This is a genomic window from Streptomyces sp. NPDC046925 (genome assembly GCF_040644915.1).
Taxonomy (GTDB): Bacteria; Actinomycetota; Actinomycetes; order Streptomycetales; family Streptomycetaceae; genus Streptomyces.
The window spans coordinates 591,954-617,267 of sequence record NZ_JBEYWZ010000002.1 but is presented as its reverse complement, the minus strand read 5'-3'; the positions used below and the strand labels follow the sequence as shown (position 1 = coordinate 617,267).

At 70.5% G+C, this 25,314-nt stretch carries 22 protein-coding genes and 2 pseudogenes; 14 read left to right on the top strand and 10 right to left on the bottom strand.

Annotation, left to right across the window (positions count from 1 at the left end):
* Positions 1 to 31: 31 nt before the first annotated feature.
* The gene (locus ABZ906_RS09175) at positions 32 to 1,198 is read right to left on the bottom strand and encodes an aminotransferase class V-fold PLP-dependent enzyme (RefSeq protein ID WP_361379483.1); all 1,167 of its coding nucleotides are present in this window, start codon (positions 1,196 to 1,198) and stop codon (positions 32 to 34) included.
* Between the two features lie 96 nt (positions 1,199 to 1,294).
* Here ABZ906_RS09175 and ABZ906_RS09170 point away from each other — a divergent pair, with 96 nt between their 5' ends.
* Complete coding sequence (locus ABZ906_RS09170) at positions 1,295 to 2,086, top strand: IclR family transcriptional regulator (protein ID WP_361379480.1); 792 nt, start codon at positions 1,295 to 1,297, stop codon at positions 2,084 to 2,086.
* A gap of 256 nt (positions 2,087 to 2,342) precedes the next feature.
* Positions 2,343 to 3,713 carry an SLC13 family permease gene (locus ABZ906_RS09165; RefSeq protein WP_361379477.1) on the top strand — a complete coding sequence of 457 codons (1,371 nt, stop codon included), beginning with the start codon at positions 2,343 to 2,345 and terminating at the stop codon, positions 3,711 to 3,713.
* Between the two features lie 37 nt (positions 3,714 to 3,750).
* Here ABZ906_RS09165 and ABZ906_RS09160 read toward each other — a convergent pair whose 3' ends face one another.
* Both ABZ906_RS09160 and ABZ906_RS09155 read right to left on the bottom strand, forming a co-directional pair.
* Positions 3,751 to 4,521 (bottom strand): DUF2071 domain-containing protein, encoded by a 771-nt coding sequence (locus ABZ906_RS09160; RefSeq protein WP_361379474.1) that lies wholly within the window; start codon positions 4,519 to 4,521, stop codon positions 3,751 to 3,753.
* A 155-nt stretch (positions 4,522 to 4,676) separates the two neighbouring features.
* Positions 4,677 to 5,075 (bottom strand): DUF5997 family protein, encoded by a 399-nt coding sequence (locus ABZ906_RS09155; protein WP_361190445.1) that lies wholly within the window; start codon positions 5,073 to 5,075, stop codon positions 4,677 to 4,679.
* Positions 5,076 to 5,133: 58 nt separating this feature from the next.
* Between ABZ906_RS09155 and ABZ906_RS09150 the strand changes: the two genes are divergently transcribed.
* Positions 5,134 to 5,925: a LysR family substrate-binding domain-containing protein gene (locus ABZ906_RS09150; RefSeq protein WP_361379471.1), complete on the top strand. Its 792-nt coding sequence runs from the start codon at positions 5,134 to 5,136 to the stop codon at positions 5,923 to 5,925.
* An 869-nt stretch (positions 5,926 to 6,794) separates the two neighbouring features.
* Here the strand turns inward: ABZ906_RS09150 and ABZ906_RS09145 are convergent.
* Positions 6,795 to 7,814 carry a YdcF family protein gene (locus ABZ906_RS09145; protein WP_361379468.1) on the bottom strand — a complete coding sequence of 340 codons (1,020 nt, stop codon included), beginning with the start codon at positions 7,812 to 7,814 and terminating at the stop codon, positions 6,795 to 6,797.
* A 125-nt stretch (positions 7,815 to 7,939) separates the two neighbouring features.
* Between ABZ906_RS09145 and ABZ906_RS09140 the strand changes: the two genes are divergently transcribed.
* From ABZ906_RS09140 to ABZ906_RS09105, 8 genes are all read left to right on the top strand, one after another.
* The gene (locus ABZ906_RS09140; RefSeq protein WP_361190437.1) at positions 7,940 to 8,170 is read left to right on the top strand and encodes a hypothetical protein; all 231 of its coding nucleotides are present in this window, start codon (positions 7,940 to 7,942) and stop codon (positions 8,168 to 8,170) included.
* 95 nt (positions 8,171 to 8,265) lie between these two features.
* Entirely contained in the window at positions 8,266 to 8,574 is a 309-nt protein-coding gene (locus ABZ906_RS09135) for a hypothetical protein (protein WP_361190434.1), read from the top strand.
* 195 nt (positions 8,575 to 8,769) lie between these two features.
* Positions 8,770 to 9,123 carry a hypothetical protein gene (locus tag ABZ906_RS09130; protein ID WP_361190431.1) on the top strand — a complete coding sequence of 118 codons (354 nt, stop codon included), beginning with the start codon at positions 8,770 to 8,772 and terminating at the stop codon, positions 9,121 to 9,123.
* 600 nt (positions 9,124 to 9,723) lie between these two features.
* Positions 9,724 to 10,812 carry a DUF1996 domain-containing protein gene (locus tag ABZ906_RS09125; protein ID WP_361379465.1) on the top strand — a complete coding sequence of 363 codons (1,089 nt, stop codon included), beginning with the start codon at positions 9,724 to 9,726 and terminating at the stop codon, positions 10,810 to 10,812.
* A gap of 90 nt (positions 10,813 to 10,902) precedes the next feature.
* Positions 10,903 to 12,654 carry a discoidin domain-containing protein gene (locus ABZ906_RS09120; RefSeq protein WP_361379462.1) on the top strand — a complete coding sequence of 584 codons (1,752 nt, stop codon included), beginning with the start codon at positions 10,903 to 10,905 and terminating at the stop codon, positions 12,652 to 12,654.
* Between the two features lie 72 nt (positions 12,655 to 12,726).
* Positions 12,727 to 15,165 (top strand): glycoside hydrolase family 3 C-terminal domain-containing protein, encoded by a 2,439-nt coding sequence (locus ABZ906_RS09115; RefSeq protein ID WP_361379459.1) that lies wholly within the window; start codon positions 12,727 to 12,729, stop codon positions 15,163 to 15,165.
* A 63-nt stretch (positions 15,166 to 15,228) separates the two neighbouring features.
* Positions 15,229 to 16,269 carry a LacI family DNA-binding transcriptional regulator gene (locus tag ABZ906_RS09110; protein ID WP_361379456.1) on the top strand — a complete coding sequence of 347 codons (1,041 nt, stop codon included), beginning with the start codon at positions 15,229 to 15,231 and terminating at the stop codon, positions 16,267 to 16,269.
* A gap of 148 nt (positions 16,270 to 16,417) precedes the next feature.
* Positions 16,418 to 16,606: an antitoxin gene (locus ABZ906_RS09105; RefSeq protein ID WP_361190420.1), complete on the top strand. Its 189-nt coding sequence runs from the start codon at positions 16,418 to 16,420 to the stop codon at positions 16,604 to 16,606.
* Positions 16,607 to 16,755: 149 nt separating this feature from the next.
* Here ABZ906_RS09105 and ABZ906_RS09100 read toward each other — a convergent pair whose 3' ends face one another.
* The gene (locus ABZ906_RS09100) at positions 16,756 to 17,313 is read right to left on the bottom strand and encodes a TetR/AcrR family transcriptional regulator (RefSeq protein WP_361381350.1); all 558 of its coding nucleotides are present in this window, start codon (positions 17,311 to 17,313) and stop codon (positions 16,756 to 16,758) included.
* Positions 17,314 to 17,787: 474 nt separating this feature from the next.
* Between ABZ906_RS09100 and ABZ906_RS09095 the strand changes: the two are divergent.
* Positions 17,788 to 19,083: pseudogene (locus ABZ906_RS09095) on the top strand (glycoside hydrolase family 30 beta sandwich domain-containing protein); the annotation flags it as partial.
* 125 nt (positions 19,084 to 19,208) lie between these two features.
* On the opposite strand, the gene ABZ906_RS09090 reads toward ABZ906_RS09095, so the two are convergent.
* Entirely contained in the window at positions 19,209 to 19,952 is a 744-nt protein-coding gene (locus tag ABZ906_RS09090) for a metallophosphoesterase (protein ID WP_361379453.1), read from the bottom strand.
* 177 nt (positions 19,953 to 20,129) lie between these two features.
* Between ABZ906_RS09090 and ABZ906_RS09085 the strand changes: the two genes are divergently transcribed.
* A complete protein-coding gene (locus ABZ906_RS09085; RefSeq protein WP_361379450.1) occupies positions 20,130 to 20,747 on the top strand; it encodes an ABATE domain-containing protein in 618 nt (205 codons plus the stop codon).
* 92 nt (positions 20,748 to 20,839) lie between these two features.
* On the opposite strand, the pseudogene thpR reads toward ABZ906_RS09085, so the two are convergent.
* The 4 genes and pseudogenes from thpR to ABZ906_RS09065 form a co-directional block, all read right to left on the bottom strand.
* Positions 20,840 to 21,412: pseudogene (gene thpR / locus ABZ906_RS09080) on the bottom strand (RNA 2',3'-cyclic phosphodiesterase); the annotation flags it as partial.
* A gap of 31 nt (positions 21,413 to 21,443) precedes the next feature.
* The gene (locus ABZ906_RS09075; RefSeq protein ID WP_361379447.1) at positions 21,444 to 22,049 is read right to left on the bottom strand and encodes a hypothetical protein; all 606 of its coding nucleotides are present in this window, start codon (positions 22,047 to 22,049) and stop codon (positions 21,444 to 21,446) included.
* 38 nt (positions 22,050 to 22,087) lie between these two features.
* On the bottom strand, positions 22,088 to 22,552 hold the full coding sequence (locus tag ABZ906_RS09070; protein ID WP_361379444.1) for an SRPBCC family protein: 465 nt from the start codon (positions 22,550 to 22,552) through the stop codon (positions 22,088 to 22,090).
* Positions 22,540 to 23,475 carry an RNA polymerase sigma-70 factor gene (locus ABZ906_RS09065; protein ID WP_361379441.1) on the bottom strand — a complete coding sequence of 312 codons (936 nt, stop codon included), beginning with the start codon at positions 23,473 to 23,475 and terminating at the stop codon, positions 22,540 to 22,542. Before ABZ906_RS09065 ends, ABZ906_RS09070 begins: the two co-directional genes overlap by 13 nt.
* A 248-nt stretch (positions 23,476 to 23,723) precedes the next feature.
* On the opposite strand from ABZ906_RS09065, the gene ABZ906_RS09060 reads away from it, so the two are divergent.
* The gene (locus tag ABZ906_RS09060; protein WP_361379438.1) at positions 23,724 to 25,304 is read left to right on the top strand and encodes a hypothetical protein; all 1,581 of its coding nucleotides are present in this window, start codon (positions 23,724 to 23,726) and stop codon (positions 25,302 to 25,304) included.
* Positions 25,305 to 25,314 lie beyond the last annotated feature (10 nt).

The window sequence follows — 25,314 nt, the reverse complement described above, 5'->3', positions numbered from 1 at the left end:
GATGGGGAGTTCGGCGGGCGCCCGGCCGCCGTCACTCGGCGCGCAGGATGTCCAGGGCATCGGTGAGGCCGCGGGGATCGATGCGCACACCGGCAAGCTGCAGGCCCATCTGCACCCCGGCGAGCGTGCCCGCGAGCGTCAGGTCGCTCAGATCTCCGAGGTGGCCGATGCGGAACACCCGTCCGGCGAGCCTGCCGAGGCCCGCGCCCAGGGACATGTCGAACCGCTCCAGGATGATTTTGCGTACCTTGTCGGCGTCCTGGTCCTCGGGCATGAGCACCGCGGTCAGCGAGGACGAGTACTCGCGCTCGTCGGCGCACAGCACCTCGAGTCCCCAGCCGCGCACGGCGGCCCGGGTCGCGGCCGCATGCCGGTCGTGCCGGGCGAAGACCGAGGGAAGTCCCTCCGTGCGCAGCATCCGCAGGGCTTCGGCGAGGCCGTAGAGGAGGTTGGTGGCGGGGGTGTAGGGGAAGAAGCCGCGCCGGTTGGCCTCGATGTAGGGCTGCCAGTTCCAGTAGGAGGTGCGCAGCCGCGCGGTACGGGAGGCGGCGAGGGCCTTCTCGCTCACGGCGTTGAAGCCGAGGCCCGGCGGGAGCATCAGCCCCTTCTGGGACCCGGCGATCGTGACGTCGACGCCCCATTCGTCGTGCCGGTAGTCGATCGATCCCAGCGAGGAGATCGTGTCGACGAGCAGCAGCGCCGGGTGTCCCGTGGCGTCCATCGCCCGTCTGATCTCGGGGATCCGGCTGGTCACGCCGGTCGACGTCTCGTTGTGCACCACACAGACGGCCTTGATCGTACGAGCGCTGTCGGCCGTGAGCTGCTCGGCGACGGCCTCGGGCGATGCGCCGTGGCGCCAGTCGCCGGGCACGAAATCGACCAGGAGCCCGAGGTCGGCGGCCATCTGCTGCCAGAGCGTGGCGAAGTGGCCGGTCTCCACGTGCAGTACGCGGTCGCCGGTGCTGAGCGTGTTGACCAGGGCCGCTTCCCAGGCGCCGGTGCCGGAGCCGGGGAAGACCACGACGGGGCCGGTGGTGCCGAATACCGGCTTCAGCGCTTCGAGCAACTCCGTGGTCAGAGCGGCGAATTCGGGGCCCCGGTGGTCGATGGTCGGTGCCGAGATGGCGCGGAGGACCTGGTCGGGGACGTTGGTGGGGCCCGGTATCTGCAGGAAGTGCCGCCCGGATCGGTAGGTCACTGTGGCCAACTCCCTTGAAAAGCGTGCCGCATTGTGGCACGGTGTGTCGTAAGGTGGCACGGGGAGCATAGGGCCGAGTGCGTGGGGAGTCAACGGATGCAGAGCGTTCTCAACGCACTTCGGGTGCTCGAAGAGGTCGCCGCGCGGCAGCCGATCGGGGTCGCCGACCTGGCCCGCGGCCTGGAGCTGCCCAAGAGTTCGGCGCAGCGCGCCCTGCGCACGCTGCATGAGGCGGGCTGGATCCGCCCGGCCGGGGGAGAGGTCACCCGCTGGGTCGTGACCACCAAGGCATTGCAGGTCGGGCGCCGTGCCACGGGGGAGTTGAGCCTGCGCGACGTCGCCGTGCCGCTGATGGAAGAGCTGCGACGGCGCATCGACGAGACGGTTCACCTGACCGTCCCGGACGGCGACCGGGTGGTCCTGATCGAGCGCCTGGAGACCACCAAGCCGGTACGGATCATCCTGGCCCTCGGCACCCAACTGCCCATCCATGCCTCCGCGAACGGCAAGGCGGTTCTCGCGGCGAGCCCCGCGCAGACCGTCGAGCGTCAACTGGACCTAGGACTCGAGGGGTTCACGGGCTCGACCATCACGGACAAGGAACGGCTCCTTGCCGAACTCGCGCGGATCAGGGAGCGGGGGTACGCCACCAACGGCGGTGAGTGGCGCGACGACGTCTCGGCGGTCGCCGCCGCCGTGTGGGACGAGTCGGGGACGCCGGTCGCGAGCATCAGCGTCAACATGCCGACGAGCCGGATGACACCCGAGGCCAGCGCCGAGTACGGAGCGCTGGTCAGCGAGACGGCGCGGCAGGTCAGCGCGGCTCTGGGGCACCAGCGGCAGGGTGGCGCGGGCGGTCCTGCGGCCGGTCCCGCGATCGGTGGCTAGCGGAAACCGCCCGCGCAACGCATCCGGGCACGCCCCTTGACGTCCGGGGAAGCCCGCTCCAATACTCCCCATTGCGAAAGCTGAATTCCGCCAGACGGAATCAATCATCTCCCCTGGACCCCTGAGCACCCTCCGCCCACAGGGGACGTCCGTGCGCGCCCTCAAGCACCGCGCACTCCCCGGCGCCGCGCGCACCTCTCGACACGCGCCCCGGCGCATCGCGACATGACCATCGGCCGACGGCAAGGGAGCCCTCGTGTCAGATCAAGTCATCTCCATCATCGCCCTGGTCCTTGTCTTCGCCATCGCCACCTTCTCCGCCGTCCACCTCGGAGCGCTGGCCATCGTGGCCGCATTCATCGTCGGCTCCACCGTGGCGGACGAGTCCACGGACGACCTCTTCTCCGGCTTCCCCGGCGACCTCTTCGTCGTCCTCGTCGGCGTCACACTTCTGTTCGCCATAGCGAAGAACAACGGCACCGTGGACTGGCTCGTCAACGCCGCGGTCAAAGCGGTGCGCGGCCGGATCGCCCTGATCCCCTGGGTCATGTTCCTCGTCACCGCCCTACTCACCGCGGTCGGCGCGGTCACCCCGGCGGCGGTCGGTATCGTCGCCCCCATCGGTCTCGGTTTCGCCGCCGCCTACGGCATCAACCCCGTGCTCATGGGTCTGCTCATCGCCAACGGCGCCAGCGCGGGAGGCTTCTCGCCGATCGGCGTGTTCGGCAGCATCACCAACAACGTGGTCGAGCGGAACCACCTTCCGGGCAACCCGGCCCTGCTGTTCACCGCCTCGTTCCTGTTCAACGTGATGCTCTGCGTCATCGTCTTCTTCGCCTTCGGCGGTCGGCAGTTGCTCGGGCAACGCGCGGAGACCAAGAGTGACGGTGGTGGCGGGAGCGGCGGCAGCCAGCGGCGCGAAGTTCCGCCGCCGTCCGGCGGAGAGCTGGTCGAGGCGGGCGGCGCACCCCGGCGTACCCGCGCCGTCGCGACCGTCACCTCCACGGCCGCTCCGGAGCAACCGCTCACCCTCGACGGCCCCCGCGCGCTCACCCTCCTCGGGCTGCTCGGCCTCGTCGCCGGAGCGCTCTTCTTCGACCTCGACGTCGGCCTGATGGCGCTCACCATCACCGTCGTCCTCTCCCTCGTCTCACCGAAGTCGGTCACCGGCGCCGTGGACCGGTGCGCGTGGTCGACCGTGCTCCTGGTCTGCGGCATCGTCACCTACGTCAGCCAGATGGAACGCATGGGCACCATCGACTACCTCGGCAAACAGGTCGCCTCCATCCAGGCCCCCCTCGTCGGCGCCCTGCTGATCTGCCTCATCGGCGCCCTGGTCTCCGCCTTCGCCTCGACCACCGGCATGCTCGGTGCGCTGATCCCGCTGGCCGTGCCCTTCCTGCTGGCAGGCGAGGTCGGAGCCGTCGGGCTCATCACGGCCCTGGCCATCTCCGCGTCCGTGGTGGACGCATCGCCTTTCTCCACCAGCGGAGCACTGGTGACCGCCAACACCCCGGCGGACCAACGCGACTTCGTCTTCCGCCGCCTCATGGCCTGGGGCCTCGGCATCAGCCTGGTGGGCCCACTCGTCACCTGGGGCCTGTTCGTCGTACCGACCTCGCTGTGAGCCCGTACGGACGCAGCCGTGTGCCCCGTGACGCCCGTCAGGGAGTCGGGATGCCGCCGGGCCTGGCCGGCCGCCCGAACCGGACCGGAACCCCCGGCGAGTACAGCACGCTCACCGGATCCCCGGCGGGCCGCGGCAGCCCCGCGGCCGCCACCAGATCCTCGTCGCACTCGATCAGGTCGGCCCGGTGCAGCGGCCAGCGAGGATGCGCGTTCGGCAGGAACATCTGCCGCCCGAAGAACGTGTTGTGCATGCCCCACCGGGCCGTCAGGAAGTGCTCAAAATCGGTGGGCTCCTCGACCCGCTCGCCCACCCGGACGGCGATGCGGCTGTGCGCGCCGCGCGGCCCCGGCCAGCGCCGGGCACTCGTGTACGTGACGGTGTCGCCGCTGTGCCGGATGCTCATCCGCGACCACTGGTACGGCAGCCGGAAGGCACCGCGCGCGACGGCCACCGGGATCAGGCGCGAGGCGTCCAGGGAGCGGAAAACGACGCCGCGGCGGCCATGGGCGTCCACGGAATAGAGGCGGACGTTGGTCTCGGGAAACGTACCCAGATAGGGGATGCCGGGCAGCCTGAACCAGCCGACCCGGTGCATGCGGAACGCGACGAGGCCCACATAGGTCGCCCCGTCGTGCAGGTCGGGAACTGTCCCGGCCGGCAGCAGCGGCGCCACGTCCGCGGGGTCCACGGCCCAGTGTACGAAGGCCAGGTCCAGCCACGACTGTGTGAGCAGCGGGTTCTCGGTGGAGGCGGCGGCGGGCGGATCGGCGGTTATCGGTTCCGGGACGGCGGGGGTGAGGACCACGCGTTCAGGATCTCAGGGGCCTTCGCCGTGCCCGGCAGGGGGGGCCGGGCATCGGGGTGGGCGCGTGGCCCGCGCGCCGCTGACCAGCAGTGTCGGCGCACGACCGAGCCCCCGGCTGATCGTGTCAGGGCCGGGGGCTCGGGTCCGGGCGTGGTTCAGGAACGCGAGCGGCGCTCCTGCTCGGCCGCGTGCTTCTCCTTGATGCGTACCGTTTCCTTGCGGACCTCGGCCTGCGTGGCGCGCTCCTTCTGCAGCCACTCCGGGTTGTCCGTCTTCAGCGCGTCGATCTGCTCCGTGGTGAGGGCCTCGGTGACCCCGCCGCGCGCGAGACCGGCGATGGACACACCGAGCTTGGACGCGACGACCGGCCGGGGGTGCGGGCCGTTGCGCCGCAGCTCCTGCAGCCACTCGGGCGGCTCGGTCTGCAGGGCGTTCAGCTCGGCGCGCGAGACGACACCCTCCTGGAATTCGGCGGGGGTGGCCTCGAGGTACACACCCAGCTTCTTCGCCGCGGTCGCGGGCTTCATGGTCTGGGTGGTCTGGTGCGACGTCATGGTCACCAGGGTATCGAGCGTGTGAGCTACCGCCGACCACGACCGGTAACCTGGCGGAGTGACGGACTCGCAAGAAACCCCTTCGTTCAGGCTCGCGTATGTCCCGGGGGTGACGCCCACCAAGTGGGTGCGGATCTGGAACGAGCGCCTTCCCGACGTCCCGCTGACCCTCGTGGCGGTTGCCCCCGGCGAGGCGTTCGAGCTGCTGCGGCAGCGCGGCGCCGACGCCGGCTTCGTACGGCTGCCGGTCGACGGTACGGACCTCAGCGCGATCCCCCTTTACACCGAGGCGGCGGTCGTCGTGATCCCCAAGGACCACGTCGTCGCGGCGGTCGACGAGGTGTCCCCGCAGGACCTGGCCGACGAGATCGTGCTGCACCCCCTCGACGACACCCTCGACTGGCAGAGCGGCCTGCCGGGGCGCCCCGCGAACGAGCGCCCCGACACGACGGCGGACGCCATCGAACTGGTGGCCGCAGGCGTAGGTGTCCTGATCGTCCCCCAATCCCTCGCCCGCCTGCACCACCGCAAGGACCTCACCTACCGCCCGCTCACCGAGGCCCCCGAATCCCGGGTCGCGCTGTCATGGCCGGAAGACGCGACCACGGACCAGGTGGAAGACTTCATCGGCATCGTCCGCGGCCGCACGGTGAACAGCTCCCGGGGCCGCACCCAGCCCCAGGACCAGCAGAAGCGCAAAACCCCGGACAAGGGAGCAGCCCGCCGCAAGCCCACGCCGGGCAAGCAGACGGGCAAGCCCGGCAAGAACCCGCGGAACTCCTCAGGCGGCGCCGCGAAGAGCGGAGCCTCAAAGAATCCCAAACGCGGCAAACCCCGCCGCCGTCCGTAGCGTCCGGCCGCCTCGTGCGCGATGACGGACGCGAGGATGGTGCAGCCTCCGTTAACTGCGGCGATGTGCAACTCGCTCTGTGGTAAAGCCTGTTCGGAACTTCCGGGAAACGTGCAACGTCGCCCGGGTAGCGTCGTTGACAGGGCGTGGAGGTGAGGGCCAGGTGTCGGTGACGTCGGTTGAGCCCGAGTTGCAGGTGGAGTCGGAAAGACTCAGGGCGTGCCTGCTGGCCCTGGAATCACTGCAATCGCATGGGGCGGAGCAGCTTCCCGGCGAAAGCGCCGCGCTTGCGGCGTACCGTGCGGCTCGGGCTCCGGCAGTGGGCGGCCAGGGGCACCCTCGTGTCGCAGCGAGGCAGGCGAAGACGCGACACCCCCGCCGACTGCTGCGGCATGGGCTCGCTGCGGCCATGGCGGCCTGTGCCATCGGCGGGGTAGCGATAGCGGCAGGCACAGGTGCTCTGCCAACGCCGTTCGAGAGCGCGCCCGGACCGGCTGCAAGTCCCCCAGGCCTTGGCAGGCCAGAGCCCCGCCCCTCGGACGCCGGCCGTCCGGACCCTGGCCCGATCGAGACAGGCCAGGGAGTTGTCGAGGATTCGACCTTGATCATTGGGGCGCTGGCCGGGCTTGGAGTCGGCGTCGGCACCCTGCTGTCCGGAATGGCCGCTTACAACACGTGGCGGGACAGCCGCCGTGTGCAGCCCAGTAACGGCGGTGACCTCGATCCTCCCGGCCCGCCTGTGCCTGATCCCGGCGATGGCGATGGCGACGGCGGCGGCGACTGCCCACCGGGCCCCTCGGGTTCCGCAAATGACGACGACCCCCCGGCCGCGAGGCGCGACGGCTACCTCTGAGTCTCGCCGTCCCCGGTCACCCCGAGCCGTACTGCTGTGCCCACCAGGCAGCCACCCCGCCCAGGACCAGCAGCAGGCAGATGGCCAGGTTGGTGCGGCGGTAGGCGACGAGGAGTGCGGTGAACTCGCGGATCGTCGCGGTGGGCCAGAAGTACGCGGCGGTGGGGGAGCCGACCACATGGCCGTTGATGCCGGTCCGCCGGGCGGTGACCGCGGCGCGGAAGGCGTGGTAGTTGTTCGTGACGATGACGCACCGGTACTCCGGTCGCGCCTTCTCCATGATCGCTTTGCTGTACTGCAAGTTCTCGTCCGTCGTCGTCGAGCGGTCCTCCCGCTCGATCAGGGCGGCCGGAAACCCGCGGTCGATCAGGTACTCGGCCATGGCGTGGGACTCCGGCAAATCCTCGTCCGGCCCCTGGCCCCCCGAAGTGATCAGCACCGGAGCTTCGCCCCGCTCGGCGAGCCGCGCATGCACCGACTGCGCCCGCTTGAGACGGCTGGCCAGCAGCGGCGGCACCTTGGAGCCGCCGATCAGACCCGAGCCGAGTACCACCACGTAGTCGGCCTTGCGGTGCACCCGCAGCCGCCCGTAGAGAAACGCGTAGCAGACGAAGCACAGGAACAGGAACGAGAGATAGACGGCAAGACCGCCGGCCGCCGTCCCCACCCCAACCCACACCGGCGTCCGCAGGAACACGGCCGCGACCACCAGCGCCACGACGGCCACGATGCACAACGCGGCCAGCAGCGAGAGCAGATTGGCGGGGCTCCTGCCCTCCTTGCGCACCATCTGCAGGCCGTTGAGGAACAGAAGGCACGTCAGTACGAGGATGCTCAGCGACCCCAGGACGAGCAGCGTCCAGGCGACCGCCTCGCCCGACGCCGAGCCGGACCTGACCAGTTGGAACAGCCACCCTGCGAGACCGAAGAGCGCGGCGAGTCCCAGGATCACGGCATTGCTGAACTTCCTGCGCTCGCGCACCACGCGCACACAGAAGACGAGAAAGAGGAGCGCCGCGGGGGCGTAGACCAACATCCGCACAGCGTAGGCGTCGTGCGCCGGTGCGCCACCCCCGGCCCGGACCTGAAGCGCAGGCGTCCGCTGTAGTGATCTCCGGGGGCAGGCCGTGCCCTTTCCGGGCGTCGGGAGTTGACCCCGGTATGAAGAAGCGAAGCGTACTGGCCGTTGCCACTTTCGCCGCGGGAGCCGTCATCGCCGCGATCAGCCCGCCGCCGGGAGCGGACACCGCGGACACCAGGGAGCCCGCCCACGCCGCGGGGGTCCTGGACGACCTCGGCGAGGCCCAGCAGTGGGTCGACACGGACTCGGCCGCGCCCGGCGCGGGCAGCGGTGTGGTCGCCCCCGACATCTCCAGCACCCAGGGGCTCTGAAGCACCCAGTAACTGTGCGGCAACGTCCGCGGGGCCGGGCGCACACGTCCCGGCCCCGCGCCGCGCACGCTCCCGCCCGCACAAGGAGGACCCACATGTCCCGTATCCGACAGGCCCGCAGGAGCGTGACGCGCATCGCGGCCGTCCTGGCCCTGAGTCTGCTGACCCTCCCGGTGCTCGGCGGCACCGCCGCGGCCGGCGGCACCTGCTTCGCCACCCACGCCGATGCCCCGATCTACGCGGGCGACAACCCGTGGACCGAGGTCGTCGGGTATCTCGACCCGGGCACTCCGGTGAACGGCACCCGCCAGGGCGCCGACGCCCTCTGGCAGGTCTCGCGCACCGACAACGGCCAGAAGCTCGGCTACATGCGGCCCGCGGACCTCCGGTGCGACGGCGGCTGACGACGGCTCACGACGGCTCACGACGCTGGTTCGCTGCGGGCCCGGCCCATCCCGGGCTCGCAGCGAAGCCCGGGCCCGCACCGAATCGCCCCCGCTCCCGCCGCTCAAACTCCGTGGCCCGTACCCGCACCGCACCGGTATCGTCCACCTCCTGACCAGCCGCTTCGGCGGCCCCGACGCAGAGGTGGATTTCTCATGACCGGCCGTCCCGCGACGACGACTCTCTGGCGCCCGACGGGCCCCAAGGAGCTGGATCTGGTCCGGGAGTCGGACTGGCGCGCCTGGCCGCCCCGGCTGCCCGAGCAGCCGATCTTCTACCCCGTCCTCAACGAGGACTACGCGATCAGGATCGCGAGGGACTGGAACGTGAAGCACGACGGCTCCGGCCACGTCACGCGCTTCGAGGTCGACTCCGAGTTCCTGCGCAGGTATCCCGTCCAGCAGGCGGGTGGCAGGACGATCCTCGAACTGTGGGTTCCGGCCGAGGAGCTCGACGACTTCAACGCTCACATCGTCGGCAAGATCGAGCTGGTCCACACGTTTCAGTGAGCAGTTGAGCGACCAGCCGATCGAGTAGGTCGGCGAGCAGGTCGGTGAGCAGTGCGGTGCAGGCCCATCGGGGAGCGATGTGACTCCCCGATGGGCCTGCCGTCTGTGCGGAGAGAGCTCAGCAAGGCACGGCGGAGAGCGCTCTCCTGCACGGCATCCTGCATGCACCCGGCCGATACGTCAATGCCACGTCAACGCCCGTGATCCGGCGCTCCAGTTCGCCGCCAATCGGCGCCAAGCCGCCGTCGGGACCGTCGGAGCCATGACGTCGGCCCTGCAACACCCCCTGACCTCAAGGAAGTTGCGGCCCGCAGCTCGTACGCCCCACGCGCCAGGCCCCTCGCGTGCAACATCCGCGCACCGTCGCCCCGCCCTCGCCGCCACCAAGTAGTTCACCTTCTCTTGACACGCTCGTGTCACGGTGGGAACACTCCGGGAGAGCGCTCTCCCAGTTCCGTTTCCGTCCGGGCGCTCCGCAACTCATGGCTACGGGTGGCTGGTTGGCGTCCGCAGTCCTCCACACCCGGTGTCCGGAAGCGCACGGCCACGGCTCCCGGCATGCCGGTCCCCCCATCCCTTTCCACGTGGCAGGAGGTCTCCATGGCACGGAGATCGAAAACGATCTCGGGAGCGCTGATAGCGGGCGCCCTGATACTGAGCTCACTGGGCATCGGCGGCATCGCGATGAGCGCCGACAACGCATCACAGCCCCAGACGCGGGAGGCGCAGGCGGCACACGCGGGGCACGCCATGGCCGCGTCCACCCGCATGTCGGCGGAGGACGCCGACGCGGACGGGTACATCCCCGCCAAGTCGCCCGTCACCGCGGCGAAGCCGTCCGCAGACGCGCCGCCGCACCGCTACTTCCACGAGTTCCAGGCGCACTGTTCGGTGACGCACACCGCCCCCGACGACCCCATCGTCTATCCCGGCCAGCCCGGCAAGTCGCACGACCACACGTTCATGGGCAACACCACGACGAACGCCAACAGCACCACGGCCTCGCTGGACGCCGGGTCCACCAAGTGCCTGGCGCCCGGCGACAGGTCGGCGTACTGGATGCCCACGCTCTACAACGGCGACAAGGAGATCCGGCCCGTAGGGGATCAGACGATCTACTACAAGGCCGGGGTCACGGACTACACGAGTGTGCGGCCGTTCCCCAAGGGGCTCAGGTTCGTCGTCGGCAGCCCGATGCAGAGCGCGCAGGAGTTCCGTGACCACCCCGGCTTCGTCGAAGGGTGGGAGTGCGGGGAGAGCTACTTCAACGTCGACTTCCCCAAGAACTGCCCCACGAGCCGTGACACGCAGCTCAACATCCGCTTCCAGGCGCCCAGTTGCTGGGACGGCAAGACGCTGGACTCACCCGACCACCAGAGCCACATGTCCTACCCGGTGGTCAAGAACGGCACCAACGACAACGTGTGCCCGACGAGTCATCCCGTCGCCCTGCCGATGGTCGAGTTCAAGATGGCGTTCCCCGTCAACGGGGACATGTCGAAGGTCCGCCTGGCGAGCGGGACCGGCCACTCCTTCCACTACGACTTCTTCAACGCGTGGGACGACGCGACGCTGAAGGCGCTGGTGGATCACTGCATCGTCGGCGGCCTGCAGTGCGACCCGCGCGGCTATGACCAGACGCACCCCGAGGCGGGCGCGGCGCTCGACGAGAACTACGAACTGCCGTGATCCCGGCCTGCGAAGGGCGGGGCTCCCTTCCGCCCTTCGCAGTCGCCTCCCGTTCCGCACCCTCCCCATCCCCCCGCACAGGAGACCCCCATGCCCAGACCAGGTTCCGCTCTCTCCCTGCGCCTCGTGGCCCCCGCGGCCGCCGGCCTGCTCGTGGCAGGCGCGCTCGTGCTGCCCGCGCAGCAGGCCCACGCGGCCGGCGGCGTCGTGAAGGTGACAGGCTCGCAAGGCAACTGGCAGCTGACCGTCGACGGCTCCCCGTACCAGGTCAAGGGCCTGACCTGGGGCCCGTCCGTCGCCGACGCCGACAAGTACATGCCCGATCTGCGGTCTATGGGCGTCAACACCATCCGGACCTGGGGCACCGACGCCTCCAGCAAGCCGCTCTTCGACTCCGCCGCCGCCCACGGCATCAAGGTCGTCGCGGGCTTCTGGCTCCAGCCCGGCGGCGGACCGGGCAGCGGCGGCTGTGTGAACTACCTGACGGACACCGCGTACAAGAACCAGATGCTCCAGGAGTTTCCCAAGTGGGTGGACACCTACAAGGACAATCCCGGTGTCCTGATGTGGAACGTGGGCAACGAATCGGTGCTCGGCCTGCAGAACTGTTATGCCGGTGACGAGCTGGAGAAGCAGCGCGACGCGTACACCACCTTCGTCAACGACGTCGCCAAGAAGATCCACGCGGTGGACCCCAACCACCCCGTCACCTCCACCGACGCCTGGACCGGCGCCTGGACCTACTACAAGAAGAACGCCCCCGACCTCGACCTCTACGCGGTCAACTCCTACAACGCCGCGTGCGACATCAAGGCCGACTGGGAGAAGGGCGGCTACACCAAGCCCTACATCGTCACGGAATCCGGGCCCGCGGGAGAGTGGGAGGTCCCCGACGACGCCAACGGCGTTCCGCAGGAGCCCACCGACCAGGCGAAGGCCGCCGGATACACCAAGGCCTGGGACTGCGTCACCGGCCATCGGGGCGTCGCGCTCGGCGCCACCATGTTCCACTACGGCACGGAGTACGACTTCGGCGGCGTCTGGTTCAACCTGCTGCCCGCGGGCCAGAAGCGGCTCTCGTACTACACCGTGAAGAAGGCCTACAAGGGCAGCACCGCCGGTGACAACACCCCGCCGGTGATCTCCGATCTGACCGTCGACGGTGACGCGGGCAAGGTCCCCGCGGGCGCCCCGCTCACGCTCACCACCAAGGTCAGCGACCCGGACGGCGACGCGCTGTCCTACGAAGTCCTCGCCAACAGCATGTACATCGACAAGAACAAGGACCTCACCCCGCTCACCGTCTCTAACCAGGGCTCGGGCCGCCTGAAGGTCACCGCGCCGGACAAGCCCGGCGTCTGGAAGATCTACGTCAAGGTCAGCGACGGCAAGGGCAACGTCGGCATCGAGACGCGCTCCGTACGTGTGGTGCCGCCGCCGGTCAACGGCACGAACATCGCGCTGGGCAAGACCGCCACCGCCTCCTCCTTCCAGCCCGGCAGCGGCGACTGCCCGTGCACCGCCGCGAACGCCGTCGACGGCAAGAACGGCACACGCTGGGCCAGCGACTGGAGCGACCCGCAGTGGCTCCAGGTCGACCTGGGCTCCACCACCTCCTTCAAGCACGTCCAGCTCAACTGGGAGACCTCGTACGCGAAGGCCTACACGATCCAGACCTCCGACAACGGCAGGGACTGGAAGACCGTGCACGAGGTGAGCGCGGGCAACGGCGGCATCGACGACTTCGACGTGAACGGCTCCGGCCGGTACGTGCGGGTCAACGGCACACAGCGAGGCACCGGATACGGCTACTCGCTCTACGAATTCGGCGTCTACAAGTGATCCGAGTGATCCGAGTGATCCGAGTGATCTGACGCCGGCGCCGCTTCCGGTCGGGGGCAGGAGGAGCAAAGAATGACGCGGGACGAACTGCTGAAGCTGGTGGGCAGCCTTGATTTGGTGCGCAAGGTGGGCCTGCTGACCGGAGCCACGGTGTGGCGCACCCGCGCCGAACCAGCGCTAGGGCTAAGGGAGATGGTCTTCTCGGACGGTCCCGCCGGGGTGCGGGGGGAGGAGTGGGACGAACGCCGTCCCTCGCTGCTCCTGCCCTCCGCCTCCGCACTCGGCTCCCTCTGGGACGAGCAGTTGGCCGGTGAACTCGGCGAACTGCTCGCCCTGGAGGCGCTGCGCAAGAAGGTGCACGCGGTCCTCGCGCCCACCTTGAACCTCCACCGATCCCCGCTGGGAGGGCGCCACTTCGAATGCCTGGCGGAGGACCCGGAACTGGCCGCGCGCACGGGAGTCGCCCTGATACGCGGCATCCAGGCCCACGGGGTCGCCGCGACGGCCAAGCATTACGTGGCCAACGACTCGGAGACCGAACGGCTCACCCTGGACGTACGGGTCGACGAGCGGACGCTGCGCGAGGTGTATCTGGCCCCCTTCGAGGCCGCCGTACGCGCGGGGGTGTGGCTCGTCATGAGCGCCTACAACGGCGTCAACGGCACGACGATGACCGCCAACGAACTCCTCGCCGAACCCCTGAAGGGGGAGTGGGGGTTCGACGGCGCCGTCGTCTCCGACTGGGGCGCCGTACGGCTGACGGCCGAGAGCGCTGCGGCGGCCCAGGACCTCGCGATGCCGGGACCGGACGGGCCGTGGGGCGCGGCGCTGGTGGCAGCGGTCCTCGGCGGAAGCGTCCCGGAGGAGGCCATCGACGACAAAGTGGTGCGCCTGCTGACCCTGGCCGACCGGGTCGGCGCGCTCGGCGGCGGACGCGGCATCCCGCCGCGCGCCTGGCCGGGCGGCACGGCCCGCCGGCTGCTGCGCCGGGCCGTCGCGGCGAGCACCGTCCTGCTGCGCAACGAGGACGTCCTGCCCCTGGACGCCTCCGCGCTGCACAGCGTGGCCGTCATCGGGCGGCACGCCTCGACGCCGCGGCTCCAGGGCGGAGGCAGCGCCGGCGTCTTCCCGCCGGACGTCGTCACCCCGCTGGACGGCATCCGTGCCCAACTGCCCGGCCGGATCAGGGTGCTGCACGCGCCGGGCCCGGACCTGGGCGGGCTGCCCCTGCCACTGGATCCCGCCCGGTGCGAGAACCCGCTCACCGGTGAGCCCGGCGTGCTGCTGCGCGTGCTGAGTGCGACCGGGCGTGAGTTGTACGCCGAACACCGCCTGTCCGGGCGGCAATTGGAGCCGCCGGTCACGCCGGAGGCCCGCACCGTCGAGATCAGCGCGCTGGTACGCCCGGCCGGTGACGGCAAGTGGACGTTCGGGGTGGGCGGTTACGGCCGGATGAGCCTCGCGGTGGACGGACAGCTCCTGGTGGAAGGCGAGTTCGCGCGCGACAGCGAGGATCCCGCGGTCATTCACCTCGACCCGCCGCGCCGACACGCCTCCGTATGGCTCGCGGGCGGACAGCCCGCCCACGTCGTGGCCCGCCGGGAACTGGCCCCCGACACCGGCCGCGCCGTCGTCGTGACGGCCGCGCCGCCCGAGCCGGACCAGGAGCAGGCACTGGCCGAAGCGATCGAGGCCGCGCGGCAGGCGGACGTGGCCGTGGTCGTGGTCGGCACCACCGAGGGCAGCGAGTCCGAGGGGCACGACCGCACGTCGCTGACCCTTCCCGGCCGCCAGGACGAACTCGTCTCGGCGGTCGCCGCCGCCAATCCGCGCACCGTGGTCGTCGTCAACTCCGGCGGCCCCGTGGAGCTGCCCTGGCGGGAGGAGGCCGGGGCGGTGCTGCTTTCGTGGTTCCCCGGGCAGGAAGCGGGCACCGGACTGGCCGACGTCCTTCTGGGGCAGGCCGAACCGGGCGGCCGACTGCCCACCACCTGGGGAGCCGCCCTCGCGGACGCCCCGGTCACGCAGACCCGCCCGCAGGACGGCCGCCTCGCCTATACGGAGGGCCTGCACATCGGCTACCGGGCCTGGCTGCGGGCCGGGCGCACGCCCGCGTACTGGTTCGGCCACGGCCTCGGCTACACCACCTGGAGCTACGAGCGGCTGCGGGTCGCGGGCCCGCACGACGGGGGAGAGGCCCTGGTCGCGGAGGTGAGGCTGCGCAATACGGGCGTGCGCAGGGGACGTGAGGTGGTGCAGGTCTACCTCGCGCGGCCCGAATCCGCCGTGGAGCGCCCGGTGCGCTGGCTCGCCGGTTTCACCGCGGTGAGCGCCGAGCCGGGGGAGACGGTGACGGCCACGGTGCGGATCCCGGCGCGGATGCTGCGCCACTGGGACACACACACGGGGGCCTGGCGGACCGAAGAGGGGTCCTGGCGGATTCTTGCCGGGTGCAGCGCCGGTGATCTGCCGCTGACGGCGGTGGTCCGGGGGCCGGGCGAGCGCCGGTAGCGGACCCGGAGGTGCGGGAGAGCGCTCTATGAGAGCCCGGGGGCTGGGCGTTAGGGTTCCCGAATGGACAGACAGATGCCGACGCTCGAGGACGTGGCGCGCGAGGCGGGGGTCTCGCGCGCCACCGTCTCCCGGGTGGTCAACGGCGTGCGCAATGTCGCCCCCGCCATCCAGGACGTGGTCAACGCGGCCATCGAGCGCACCGGTTACGCGCCCAACCGGGCGGCGCGCTCCCTGGTGACCCAGCGCGCGGGCACCATCGCCCTGGTCGTATCGGGCGCCGGAGATCACTCCGACACGGCACAGAACGCCTTCGCCGCGCGGGTGTTCGCGGACCCGTTCTTCGGCCGGGCCGTCAGCGGGGTGGTGGGCTTCCTGCGGCCGCGCGGCATGCATCCGGTGCTGATGTTCGCCGAGACGGAGGACTCCCGCCAGCAGGTCCTGACGTATCTGCGCCAGGGCAACGCGGACGGCGCCCTGGTCGTCTCGACGCACGCCCAGGACCCGCTGCCGGAGTTGCTTGCCGAAGCCCGAGCGCCCGCGGTGTTCTTCGCCCGCCCCTCGTTGCGGGCCCGCGTGACGTTCGTCGACTTCGCGCACCGGGACGGGGCACGGCTGGCCGCCGACCATCTCCTCGCGCGCGGCTGCCGGCGGGTGGCGACCATCTCGGGCCCGCTGGACATCCCCGCGGGCCGCGAACGCCTCGCCGGTTTCCAGGACGGCATGGAGCGGGGCGGGCAGCCCTACATCCCCGTCGCCGAGGGCGGGTTCACGCTGGAGAGCGGGGCGAAGGCGATGCGCCGGCTGCTGGCCGAGCATCCGGACATCGACGGGGTGTTCGCGGCCAACGATCTTATGGCACAGGGGGTGTGCCAGGCCCTGAGGGAGGCGGGCAAGCAGACCCCGCAGGATGTGGCCGTGGTCGGATTCGACGACTCCAGCGTGGCCGTCACCTGCGTGCCCCCTCTGACGACGGTGCGGCAGCCGGTCGAGGAGATGGGCGCGGAGATGGCCCGGCTGCTGCAGGAACAGATCGAGGGCGTACGGACCGACCCCACCTCGGTGATCTTCGAGCCGGAACTGGTGGTGCGCGAGTCGGCCTAGCGTCGCAGCAGGGGGCGGCCGCACGGGTTACCGCAGGCAGGGCGGGCGGGTTACCGCAGGCAGGGCGGGCGGGCGGCGCCACCGGATGCGGAACACGGCTCGCGATGTGAGCCTGGATGTGGGGGCGACTCAGAGAGGTGGTTGGCCCATGTCAGTCATGGACAAGCTCAAGCAGATGCTCAAGGGCCACGAGGACAAGGCCGGGCAGGGCATCGACAAGGCGGGTGACTTCGTCGACGACAAGACCCAGGGCAAGTACTCCAGCCAGGTCGACACCGCCCAGGACAAGCTGAGGGACCAGTTCGGCGGGGACCAGGGCCAGCCCCCGCAGAAGTAGGCCCGACCGCGACTGTCAGTGCCCGCCGCTAGCCTGGATTCTTCCATCCGCGCTGTGGCTGCAGCGCTGCTGCCCCGCACCCGCTCCGAGTGATGCCGGAGCGGGTGCGGGGCGTTCGGTTTTCCCGCTGGGTCGGGATTCCGGCCGCGTCAGGCGTCGTGCGCCCGGATCTGCGCGAGCAGGGCTTCGAGGGCCTGCTCCGTGGCGGCCGCCATGTCCACCGCCGCCGGATCGAGGAGCCACTGCACCTGAAGGCCGTCCATGACGGCGATGATCACGTTGGCGGTGTTCTCGATGTCCAGGCCGGGCCGCACCTCGTCGAGCTCGCAGGCCTCGGTGAGGGCTTCGACGATGAAGGTGCGCAGGCCCGCGTAGCGCCGCCGGAAGTACGGCTGGGCGGGGTGGTCGTCGGTGACGCTCTCGGCGCACAGGACCGTGTAGAGCCGGACGATGCCTTCGCGCTCGGTGTTGTGGCGCACGGTGTCCACGAGGTGGCGCAGGAAGGCCGTTCCGCGGGGCCGCTGCGGGCCGAGCGGTGCGATCTCGGCGTTGTCGCGCAAGTCGAGGACCTCGGTCAGGAGGTTCTCCTTGGTGCGGAAGTAATGCAGGACGCCCGCCTGCGTCAGGCCCGCGCGCTCGGCGATCTCCGCCAGCGATGCCTTGCCGTAACCGCGGGCCGCGAAGGTCTCCATGGCGATCCGCAGGATCTCGTCGTGCCGCTCCTGAGCGGCCTGGCTGCGGCCGCGGCGGGTGACCTCCCCCTGGCGCCGGCGGTCTGCTGACGTCTTCGCGCCTGCGGTCTTCGCTGCCTTGTGCGTGGTCACGGTGCGGAGTCTAGGCGCGAGTTGATCGTCCGGAAAGAAGCGCGTCCCAACCACTTACTGAGTACTTAGTAAGTGTGCTTCCATGTTGCCCGCTCACCCCCCACTGCGCAGGCCCCACCACGTACGCGTGCATCGCAGACCAAGGAGCCGCACATGAGAACCAGCAGCAGGACAAGCAGCAGGACACACCACAGAACGCGCCGCAGCACCGGCCTGAAGACCGCCGGGGCGGCAGCCGCCCTGGCGCTCGCGGGCACGGCCATCGCCTACGGCCCGCTCACCGAGGCCCAGGCGCGCCCCGCCTCGCCTGCGGCCCACGGAAAGTCCGGGCAGGCGGCAGCCGATCCGGCGGCACAGGTGTGGATCACCACGCCGGACGGGAGCCGCAAACTCGCGCACGCGGGTGAGGCGCCCTTCACCGGCCGGCCGCAGAGCACGGACATCCGTATCGACCCCGGCGCGAAGGGGCAGCGCTTCACCGGCGCGGGCGCCTCGGTGACGGAGGCCTCCGCCCGCCTCATCCGGCAACTGCCCGCCGACAAGCGCAAATCCCTGCTCACCTCGCTCTTCTCGCGCGACGGTGAGGGCATCGGCCTCAACTACCTGCGCCAGCCCCTGGGCAGCAGTGACTTCAACGCGGACGCGAACTTCACCACGTACGAAGACACCAAGGGCCGCTTCACCATCGACCGCGACAGGAAGGACACCCTGCCCGTCCTCAAGGAAGCACTCGCCGTCAACCCGCGGATCCGCTTCATGGGGTCCCCCTGGTCGGCGCCGGCCTGGATGAAGGCGGGCGGCTCGCTCAAGGGCGGCAGTCTCAACGCGGCGCACTATCAGGACTACGCCGACTACCTGGTCAAGGCGATCAAGGCGTACCAGGGCGAGGGAGTCAAGCTCACCGACCTCAGCGTCCAGAACGAGCCGGAGTTCGCCAACTCCACCTATCCGTCGATGTCGATGACCTCGGGTCAGCAGGCGGCCTTCCTCAAGGTCCTCGACAAGACCCTGACCGCCGCCGGTCTCGGCACCAACCTCCTGGCCTACGACCACAACTGGGACCACCCGAACTACCCCCTGGAAGTGTTCGGCCAGACCTCCGGCATGAACCGCCTCATCGGCGCCGCGTTCCACTGCTACGGCGGCAGCCCCGAGGGCGAGCAGCAGGTGCGCGACGCGGGCAAGCGGGTCTTCTTCACGGAGTGCTCGGGCACCGACTCCTCGGACACCTCCAAGACGTTCGCCGACACCTTGAAGTGGCACGCCGAGAACCTCGTCGTACGCAACATGCGCAGTGGCGGCGAGACCGTCGTCAGCTGGAACCTCGCCCTCGACCAGAACGGCGGCCCGCACCAAGGTCTGTGCGGCACGCGCTGCAACGGCGTCGTCGAGACCAGGAACGACGGCACGGTCACCAAGAACGCCGAGTACTACATGCTGGGTCACCTGACCAAGTTCGTGGACGAGGGAGCGACCCGGATCGGCTCCACCGGGGACACGACCCTCAGGAACGTCGCGTTCCAGAACCCGGACGGCTCGCGGGCCGTGTACGCGGTGAACACCGGCTCCGCGGCGAAGACCTTCTCGGTCACCGACGCGGGCCGCACCTTCACCTACACGCTGCCCGCGGGGGCGGTGGCCACCTTCACCTGGCGCCCCTGAGCGAGCGTTCGCCTGCCCCGCGCCCGGTTGGGGCGCGGGGCAGGCGATGCGGGCTCGGTTGGGGCGCGGGGCAGACGACGCGGGCTCGGAGCCGGGCTCGGCATGAGGGCCGAGAGTTACGGCAGCACGCGGTAATGCGTGGTCAGACGGTGATCGTCGTCCAGGACGTGGAACGCGAGGCCGGGCGGCTGCTCGCGGTCCGCGGGCTTGTCGCCCTCCCAGGGCAGACGCAGGGTCCAGGTGATGGCGGGCCCGACGATCAGCGGGCGCGCGGCGAAGATGCTGGCGGCCGCGGTGTGGGCGTGGCCGGTGAGGACCGCGGCTATGCGCGGGTGCGCTTCGAGCAGCGCGGCGAGCCGTTCGGGCTGCTGGAGGGTGTAGGCGTCGGGCAGCGGGTGGTGGAGATCGACGGGCGGCTGGTGGAAGGCGATCAGGGCCGGGGTGTCGCGGGGCAGTGCGGCCAGGGTGGTGTCGATCCAGGCCAGCGTCTCCGCGTCGAGGAGTCCTTCGTCGCGGCCGGGGATGGTGGAGTCGCACATCAGGATGGCGGTGCCCGCGATGTGGTGGACCTCGTTGACGGGGCCCTCGCCGGGTTCCTGGCCGAGCAGGGCCTTGCGGTAGGCGGGGCGCGCGTCGTGATTGCCCGGGCAGGTGAGGACAGGGAAGGGGGCGGCCAGGATCCGGGCTGCCTCCTCGTACTCGGCTTCGGTGCCGTGGTCGGCGATGTCCCCGGTGACCAGGAGGGCGTCGACCGGGCGGGGCAGGGCGCGCAGATAGTCCATGACGTGCGTGGCGCGACGGGTCGCGCGCTCGCTGCCGTCGAGGTGCAGGTCACTGATCTGGGCAAGCAACGCTGTCATCGCTCGGTCTCCTCCTGGTGGGGGCGGGGGCGCAGGGTCGCCCGCCCCACATGTCTAACGGAAGTTTTCAGTTTGCCGTTAGGACATTAGAGTGTGCCGGGGGATGGGAACAAGTGGCCGGCGGCTGATGGCGTACGGCAGTGCCCGGAGATGGGCAGCGGAAAGAGGAGACGACCCGTGGAGCGCTGGCTGGCACTGGAACTGGCGAGCACGATCCGCCATGACGGGGACGGCGGCGTCACCGACGACCTGACCACGGTCCGGGACGTCACCCGCTGGATCCGTGAGCAGGACGGCCTGCTGCCCGCCCATTTCCGGGCCGGGGAACTCACGGCGGACGAGGACCTCAAGCGGCAGATCGTCGAACTGCGCCGTGCGGTAAGGGCGTTGTTCGCCCGGGCGGTCAGCCCCGCACCGCCCAGCCCGGCGGACGCCCACCGCCTGATGCCCGCCGAAGAGGCCCTGGCCCACCTCAACACGGCCGCCGCCCGCGAACTGATCGCCCCGCAGCTGGAGTGGCCGCACGAAGCACCCCCCGCCGTACGGCTTCTGACGGTGCAGGACGATCCGCACATCGGCCTCGTGGCGACCCTGGCGCGCGCCGCGATCGACTTCCTCAGCGGTCCGCAACGCGAGCAGCTACGCGCTTGTACGGCGCCTCGGTGCGTGCGCTATTTCGTCAAGAGCCACGGACGGCAGGAGTGGTGCAAGGCGTCATGCGGGAACCGCGCCCGCGCGGCTCGCCACTACCGGCGTCATCGCGTGGCGTCCGAGGGCGATTCAGCGCTGTCGTGACCGGTGCCGGTGTCGGTGCCGGTGCCAGTGCCGGGGTCGGTGTCGTGACCGAGGCCGGTGCGGTGACCGAGGCCGGTGGCCTGGTCGTGGCCGCCGAAGTCCCAGGCGCCGACGTCGCGGTAGCGGATGGGCCCCGGACCGCGCCCGATGTTGCTCGCGACCAGATGCAGACGCCCGGCCCGCCACGGGCGGCCGGTGAACCCGGCGAGCCCGGCGGCGGCTTCCACCGCGCAGGACGGGGTGTCCCGCCGGGCGCGGGCCAGCGTCAGATGCGGGCGGAACGGCCGCTCCGCCGGAGGCATTCCGCACTCCTCGACCACGGCACGCACCTCGCCCGCGAGCAGATGCAGCGCATCGAGATCCCCGCTGATTCCGCTCCACAGCACCCGCTCGTCGAAGTGCCCGCCACCGCGCAGCGTCAGCGTGAGGGGACGGCGGGCCGCCGCGAGGCGCGCGAGCGGCGTGCTCAGGAGCGGAACCACCGAGGCGGGCACTTCGCCGAGGAACGCCAGGGTGATGTGCCAGTCCTCGATACGGTTCCACCGCATCCGGGGATGCGCCTCATAGGCAGGGGCGAGTACCTGCGCCAGTTCTAGCTTCGCGTCGTCGGGCGGGGCGAGCGCGATGAACGCACGGACGGTCGTGGCCTGAATCTGATCGTTCACAGGAGACTTCGTACCGCATCCGGGCGGCCCCTCACTCGTAGGGGCCGCCCCGGACGTACATGCTGCTGCGCGCACGGGAGCGGTCGCCGCGCTCATGTGCGGCATCGGAACGGTCGGCGGGCGCCGACCGCGTGGCCAGGGCTTGCAGCGTCTCGAGACCGGCCAGGACAGCGGAGCGATTGTCCGCGCGCTTCATCCACGACGGCAGCCGCGCGATCATGGACATCGTCGGCTGCGTCCCGCCGCGTTCGCGCAGCCGGGCGCCGACATAGGCGGTCAGTTCGGCGGCGTGCTCTTCGTCGTAGGCCCACAGGATCTCGCCGGCGCAGCGGGTCTGCAGCCAGAGGGGACGGCGGAAGAACGGGTCCTCACTGCCGCCCAGCGCGGCCCCGACCAGGCCGGCGCCCCGCACCTCGGGCTCCCAGTCGGCAACGGCCCCGCACGCGCCACAGGCCAGCCGCCGCGGCTGGAACTGGAGCTCGGTGAAATACCGGGGCACGGGCAGACCGGGCCGGGGGAGCACCACCGCACGGCCGCCGCATGCCGGGCAGACCACCAGAATCCGTCCCGCGAAACGGGTCAGCTGTACGCCGGTCTCGTGGTGGCGGAGGGGCCCGGTGCCCGCAGCGGAATCCATGACGGACACCCTTGCAGACGCGCGCCGTCGCGCGCTCGTCAGGCCCGGTTCGGGCTGGGGCGGCGGGCCAGGGCGCTGTCGGCGGCGTCCAGGATGCTCCGGAAGCTGCCGGTGATCATCGGGCGTACGAGGTGGCGGGTCAGGAAGGCGCCGACCAGCGGGGCGCGCATTTCGGCGCGGGTGGTCCAGGTGACCACGGTTCCGCCGTCGGTCTCGGTGAACGTCATGCGGCCGAGTTCGTGCCGGGACGGCGGCACGCTGCGGTCGACGACGTACTCGGTGACGTAGGGCGGTTCGTAGCGGGTGATGCGCTCGCTGAGCCAGCCGATGGCCCACAGGTGGCTGCGCACCGCGCCCACCCCGTAGGGGGCGGATTCGCCTGCCCTGGCCAGACGGCAGCGCAGGACCAGGGGCGAGCGTGTGTAGTTGGTGGTCGTGGTGAGCCAGGCGAACACCTCGTCGATCGGGGCGGCGATGGTGCGCTCGACGGTCATGGTTTCCATGGCTGGGGCTCTCCTCTGTCGAGTGGCCGCACCGTTTCCACACGGTGCAGCTTGTCCGGGTTGCGCATGGCGTAGAGGCCGGTGATCTGCCCGTCGTGGATCTCGAAGGCGAGCAGCCAGTCGAGTTCGCCGTCGGTGAGGCAGAGGGCCGCGGGCATGCCGTTGTAGAGGGCGTGCTCGATGCGTGTCGCGGGTGTGATGGTGGTGCGGGCCACGCCGAGGGTGAAACGGGCGACCTCGTCGCGGCCGGTGATCGGGCGGCGGGCCGCGGTGGCCTTGCCGCCGCCGTCGGAGATCTCCACGACGTCGGGTGCCATCAGGTCCATCAGGCCCTGGATCTCACCGGTCGTCGCCGCGAAGAGGAAGCGCCGGACGATGGCGCGGGTGGCCTCGGAGTCGGGTTCGAAGCGGCGACGGCGTGCGTGGACGTGCTTGCGGGCGCGGTGGGCGATCTGCCGGACAGTGACTTCGCTCTTGCCGACGGAGGTGGCGATCTCACCGTGGGTGTAGCCGAACACGTCGTGCAGCACGAACACCGCGCGTTCGGTCGGGTTGAGGGTCTCCAGAACCAGCATCATGGCCATCGACACCGACTCGGCCAGGACGGCGTCCTCGTTGACCTCGGGCGCGGTGCGGATCGGTTCGGGCAGCCAGGGGCCGACGTAGTCCTCGCGGCGCGCCTTGACCGCGCGCAGGTGGTTGAGGGACTGCCGGGTCACCACGCGGACCAGGTAGGCGCGCGGGTGCTCGACGGCCGCCGGGTCGACCGTGCTCCAGCGCAGGTAGCTCTCTTGCAGCACGTCCTCGGCGTCGGCGGCGCTGCCCAGCATCTCGTAGGCGATGGTGAACAGCAGTGGTCGGTGCTCGGTGAAGGCATCCGCGGAATCCGCGGCGTCCGCAGCATCCGCAACGTCATCAGCCATGTCCGGCCTCGGCTTTCCGCATCGTCATGGATCCGCTCCTCTCTTCGGACGCCCATCGAGACACCCCGAACCCGCGAACCGTGACAGTCCGCCCCTGTGATTCACCTCATAGGACGCACCGAGTTCTGCGTATCTCCCGTCGGGGATCTGCCGCGGGGGCCCGGGCTCTGCTACGCAGGAACTGGCCTCGCGCGGGGGCGCAGCGCGGGGACACAGTCGGTGCGCCGCGGTGTGCCAAGGGGGGAATCATGCGCGATTCCGTACGTCGTGAAGGCTCGCGGACGTCCGAACGCGAGAGCCCGCGGGTGCCGGTGACCGACCCGAAGCTGGGCGTCGAGGTCAGTCCGAACCGGGCGGGCGATCCCCGGCACCGGCTGGTCGCGGTGGGGGACTCGCTGACGCAGGGATTCCAGAGCGCGGCCGTCTTCAACACAGGGCTGTCCTACCCGGCGATCATCGCGCATGAGCTGGGATGGCTTCCGGACTTCCGCTATCCCCTCTACGGGGGCTTCGGCGGGATGCCGTTCAACCTCGAGTTCTTCCTGCGCGACCTGGAGGACCACTACGGGCGGACCGTCGACTGGTGGGAGGTGCCGCCGGCCCTGTTCCGGGCCCGCCACGTGATGGACCGGGTGGAGGACTACTGGGAGCGCGGACCCGGCAGCAAGGTGCCGTCGACCGCGGCCATCATGCACAACCTCGCCGTGTTCGGGTGGGACCTGCGTGACGCGCTGTCGAAGTCTGCGGACGAGTGCCGCAAGCGGATCGACGTGCCCAGGGATGATCTGGTGAACCAGATCGTGCAGAACGCCGGCGAGCGCGCCGCCTTGCGGGTCCTTCCCACCCAGCCCGACACCGCGGGCGCCCTCACCCAGCTGGGCGCGGCGGCCGAGCTCGGCAAGGACACCGACGGCTCCGGCTCGCCGCACGGCATCGAGACTCTCGTCGTCTTCCTGGGATCGAACAACGCGCTGCGGGCGGTGACCGAACTTCGTGTGGTGTGGAGTGAGGACTCCGGCTTCGACGACTTGGACGCCAAGGGGCGCTTCACGGTCTGGCGTCCCAAGCACTTCATCTCCGAGCTGCGCAAGGTCGCCTCGCAGGTCGCCGGCATCAAGGCGCGCCACGTCATCTGGTGCACGGTTCCGCACGTGACCATCGCGCCGATCGCGCGCGGCGTCGCGGAAAAGGTCGAGCCCGGCTCGCGCTACTTCCCCTACTACACCCGCCCGTGGATCAAGGACCAGGACTTCGACAAGGGCAGGGACCCCCACATCACCGCGGACCAGGCGCGGCAGGTCGACGACGCGATCGACGCGTACAACTACGCGATCACGGACATGGTCCGGGCCGCCCGGACCAAGGGCAAGGACTGGTATCTCCTGGAGACCAGCGGCCTGATGGACCGGCTGGCGTCGCGCCGCTACGCCGAGGACCCGCTGGCGCGTCCGGACTGGTGGCAGCCCTATCCGCTGCCGTCGGCGCTGCAGGCGCTGTCACCGCCGCCCAACTCCCACTTCCTCGCGGTCAAGAACGGACGGCGCAGCGACGGCGGCCTGTTCTCGATCGACGGCGTGCACCCGACGACGGTCGGGTACGGGATTCTCGCGCAGGAGGTCATCAACGTGATGCGTCTCGCGGGTGTCCCGTTCTTCCGCCCCGACACGACCACGCCCCGCCAGAACCCGGTGCTCGTGGACTTCGACCGGCTCATCCGCCACGACACGCTGATCAACCGTCCACCGGGGAATCTGGGGTCAGCCCTGAACGTCCTGGGCTGGGCCGACGAGGCCCTGGACTTGTTCCGGCGGGTGTTCGCCACTCTGTGACCGCAGCCAC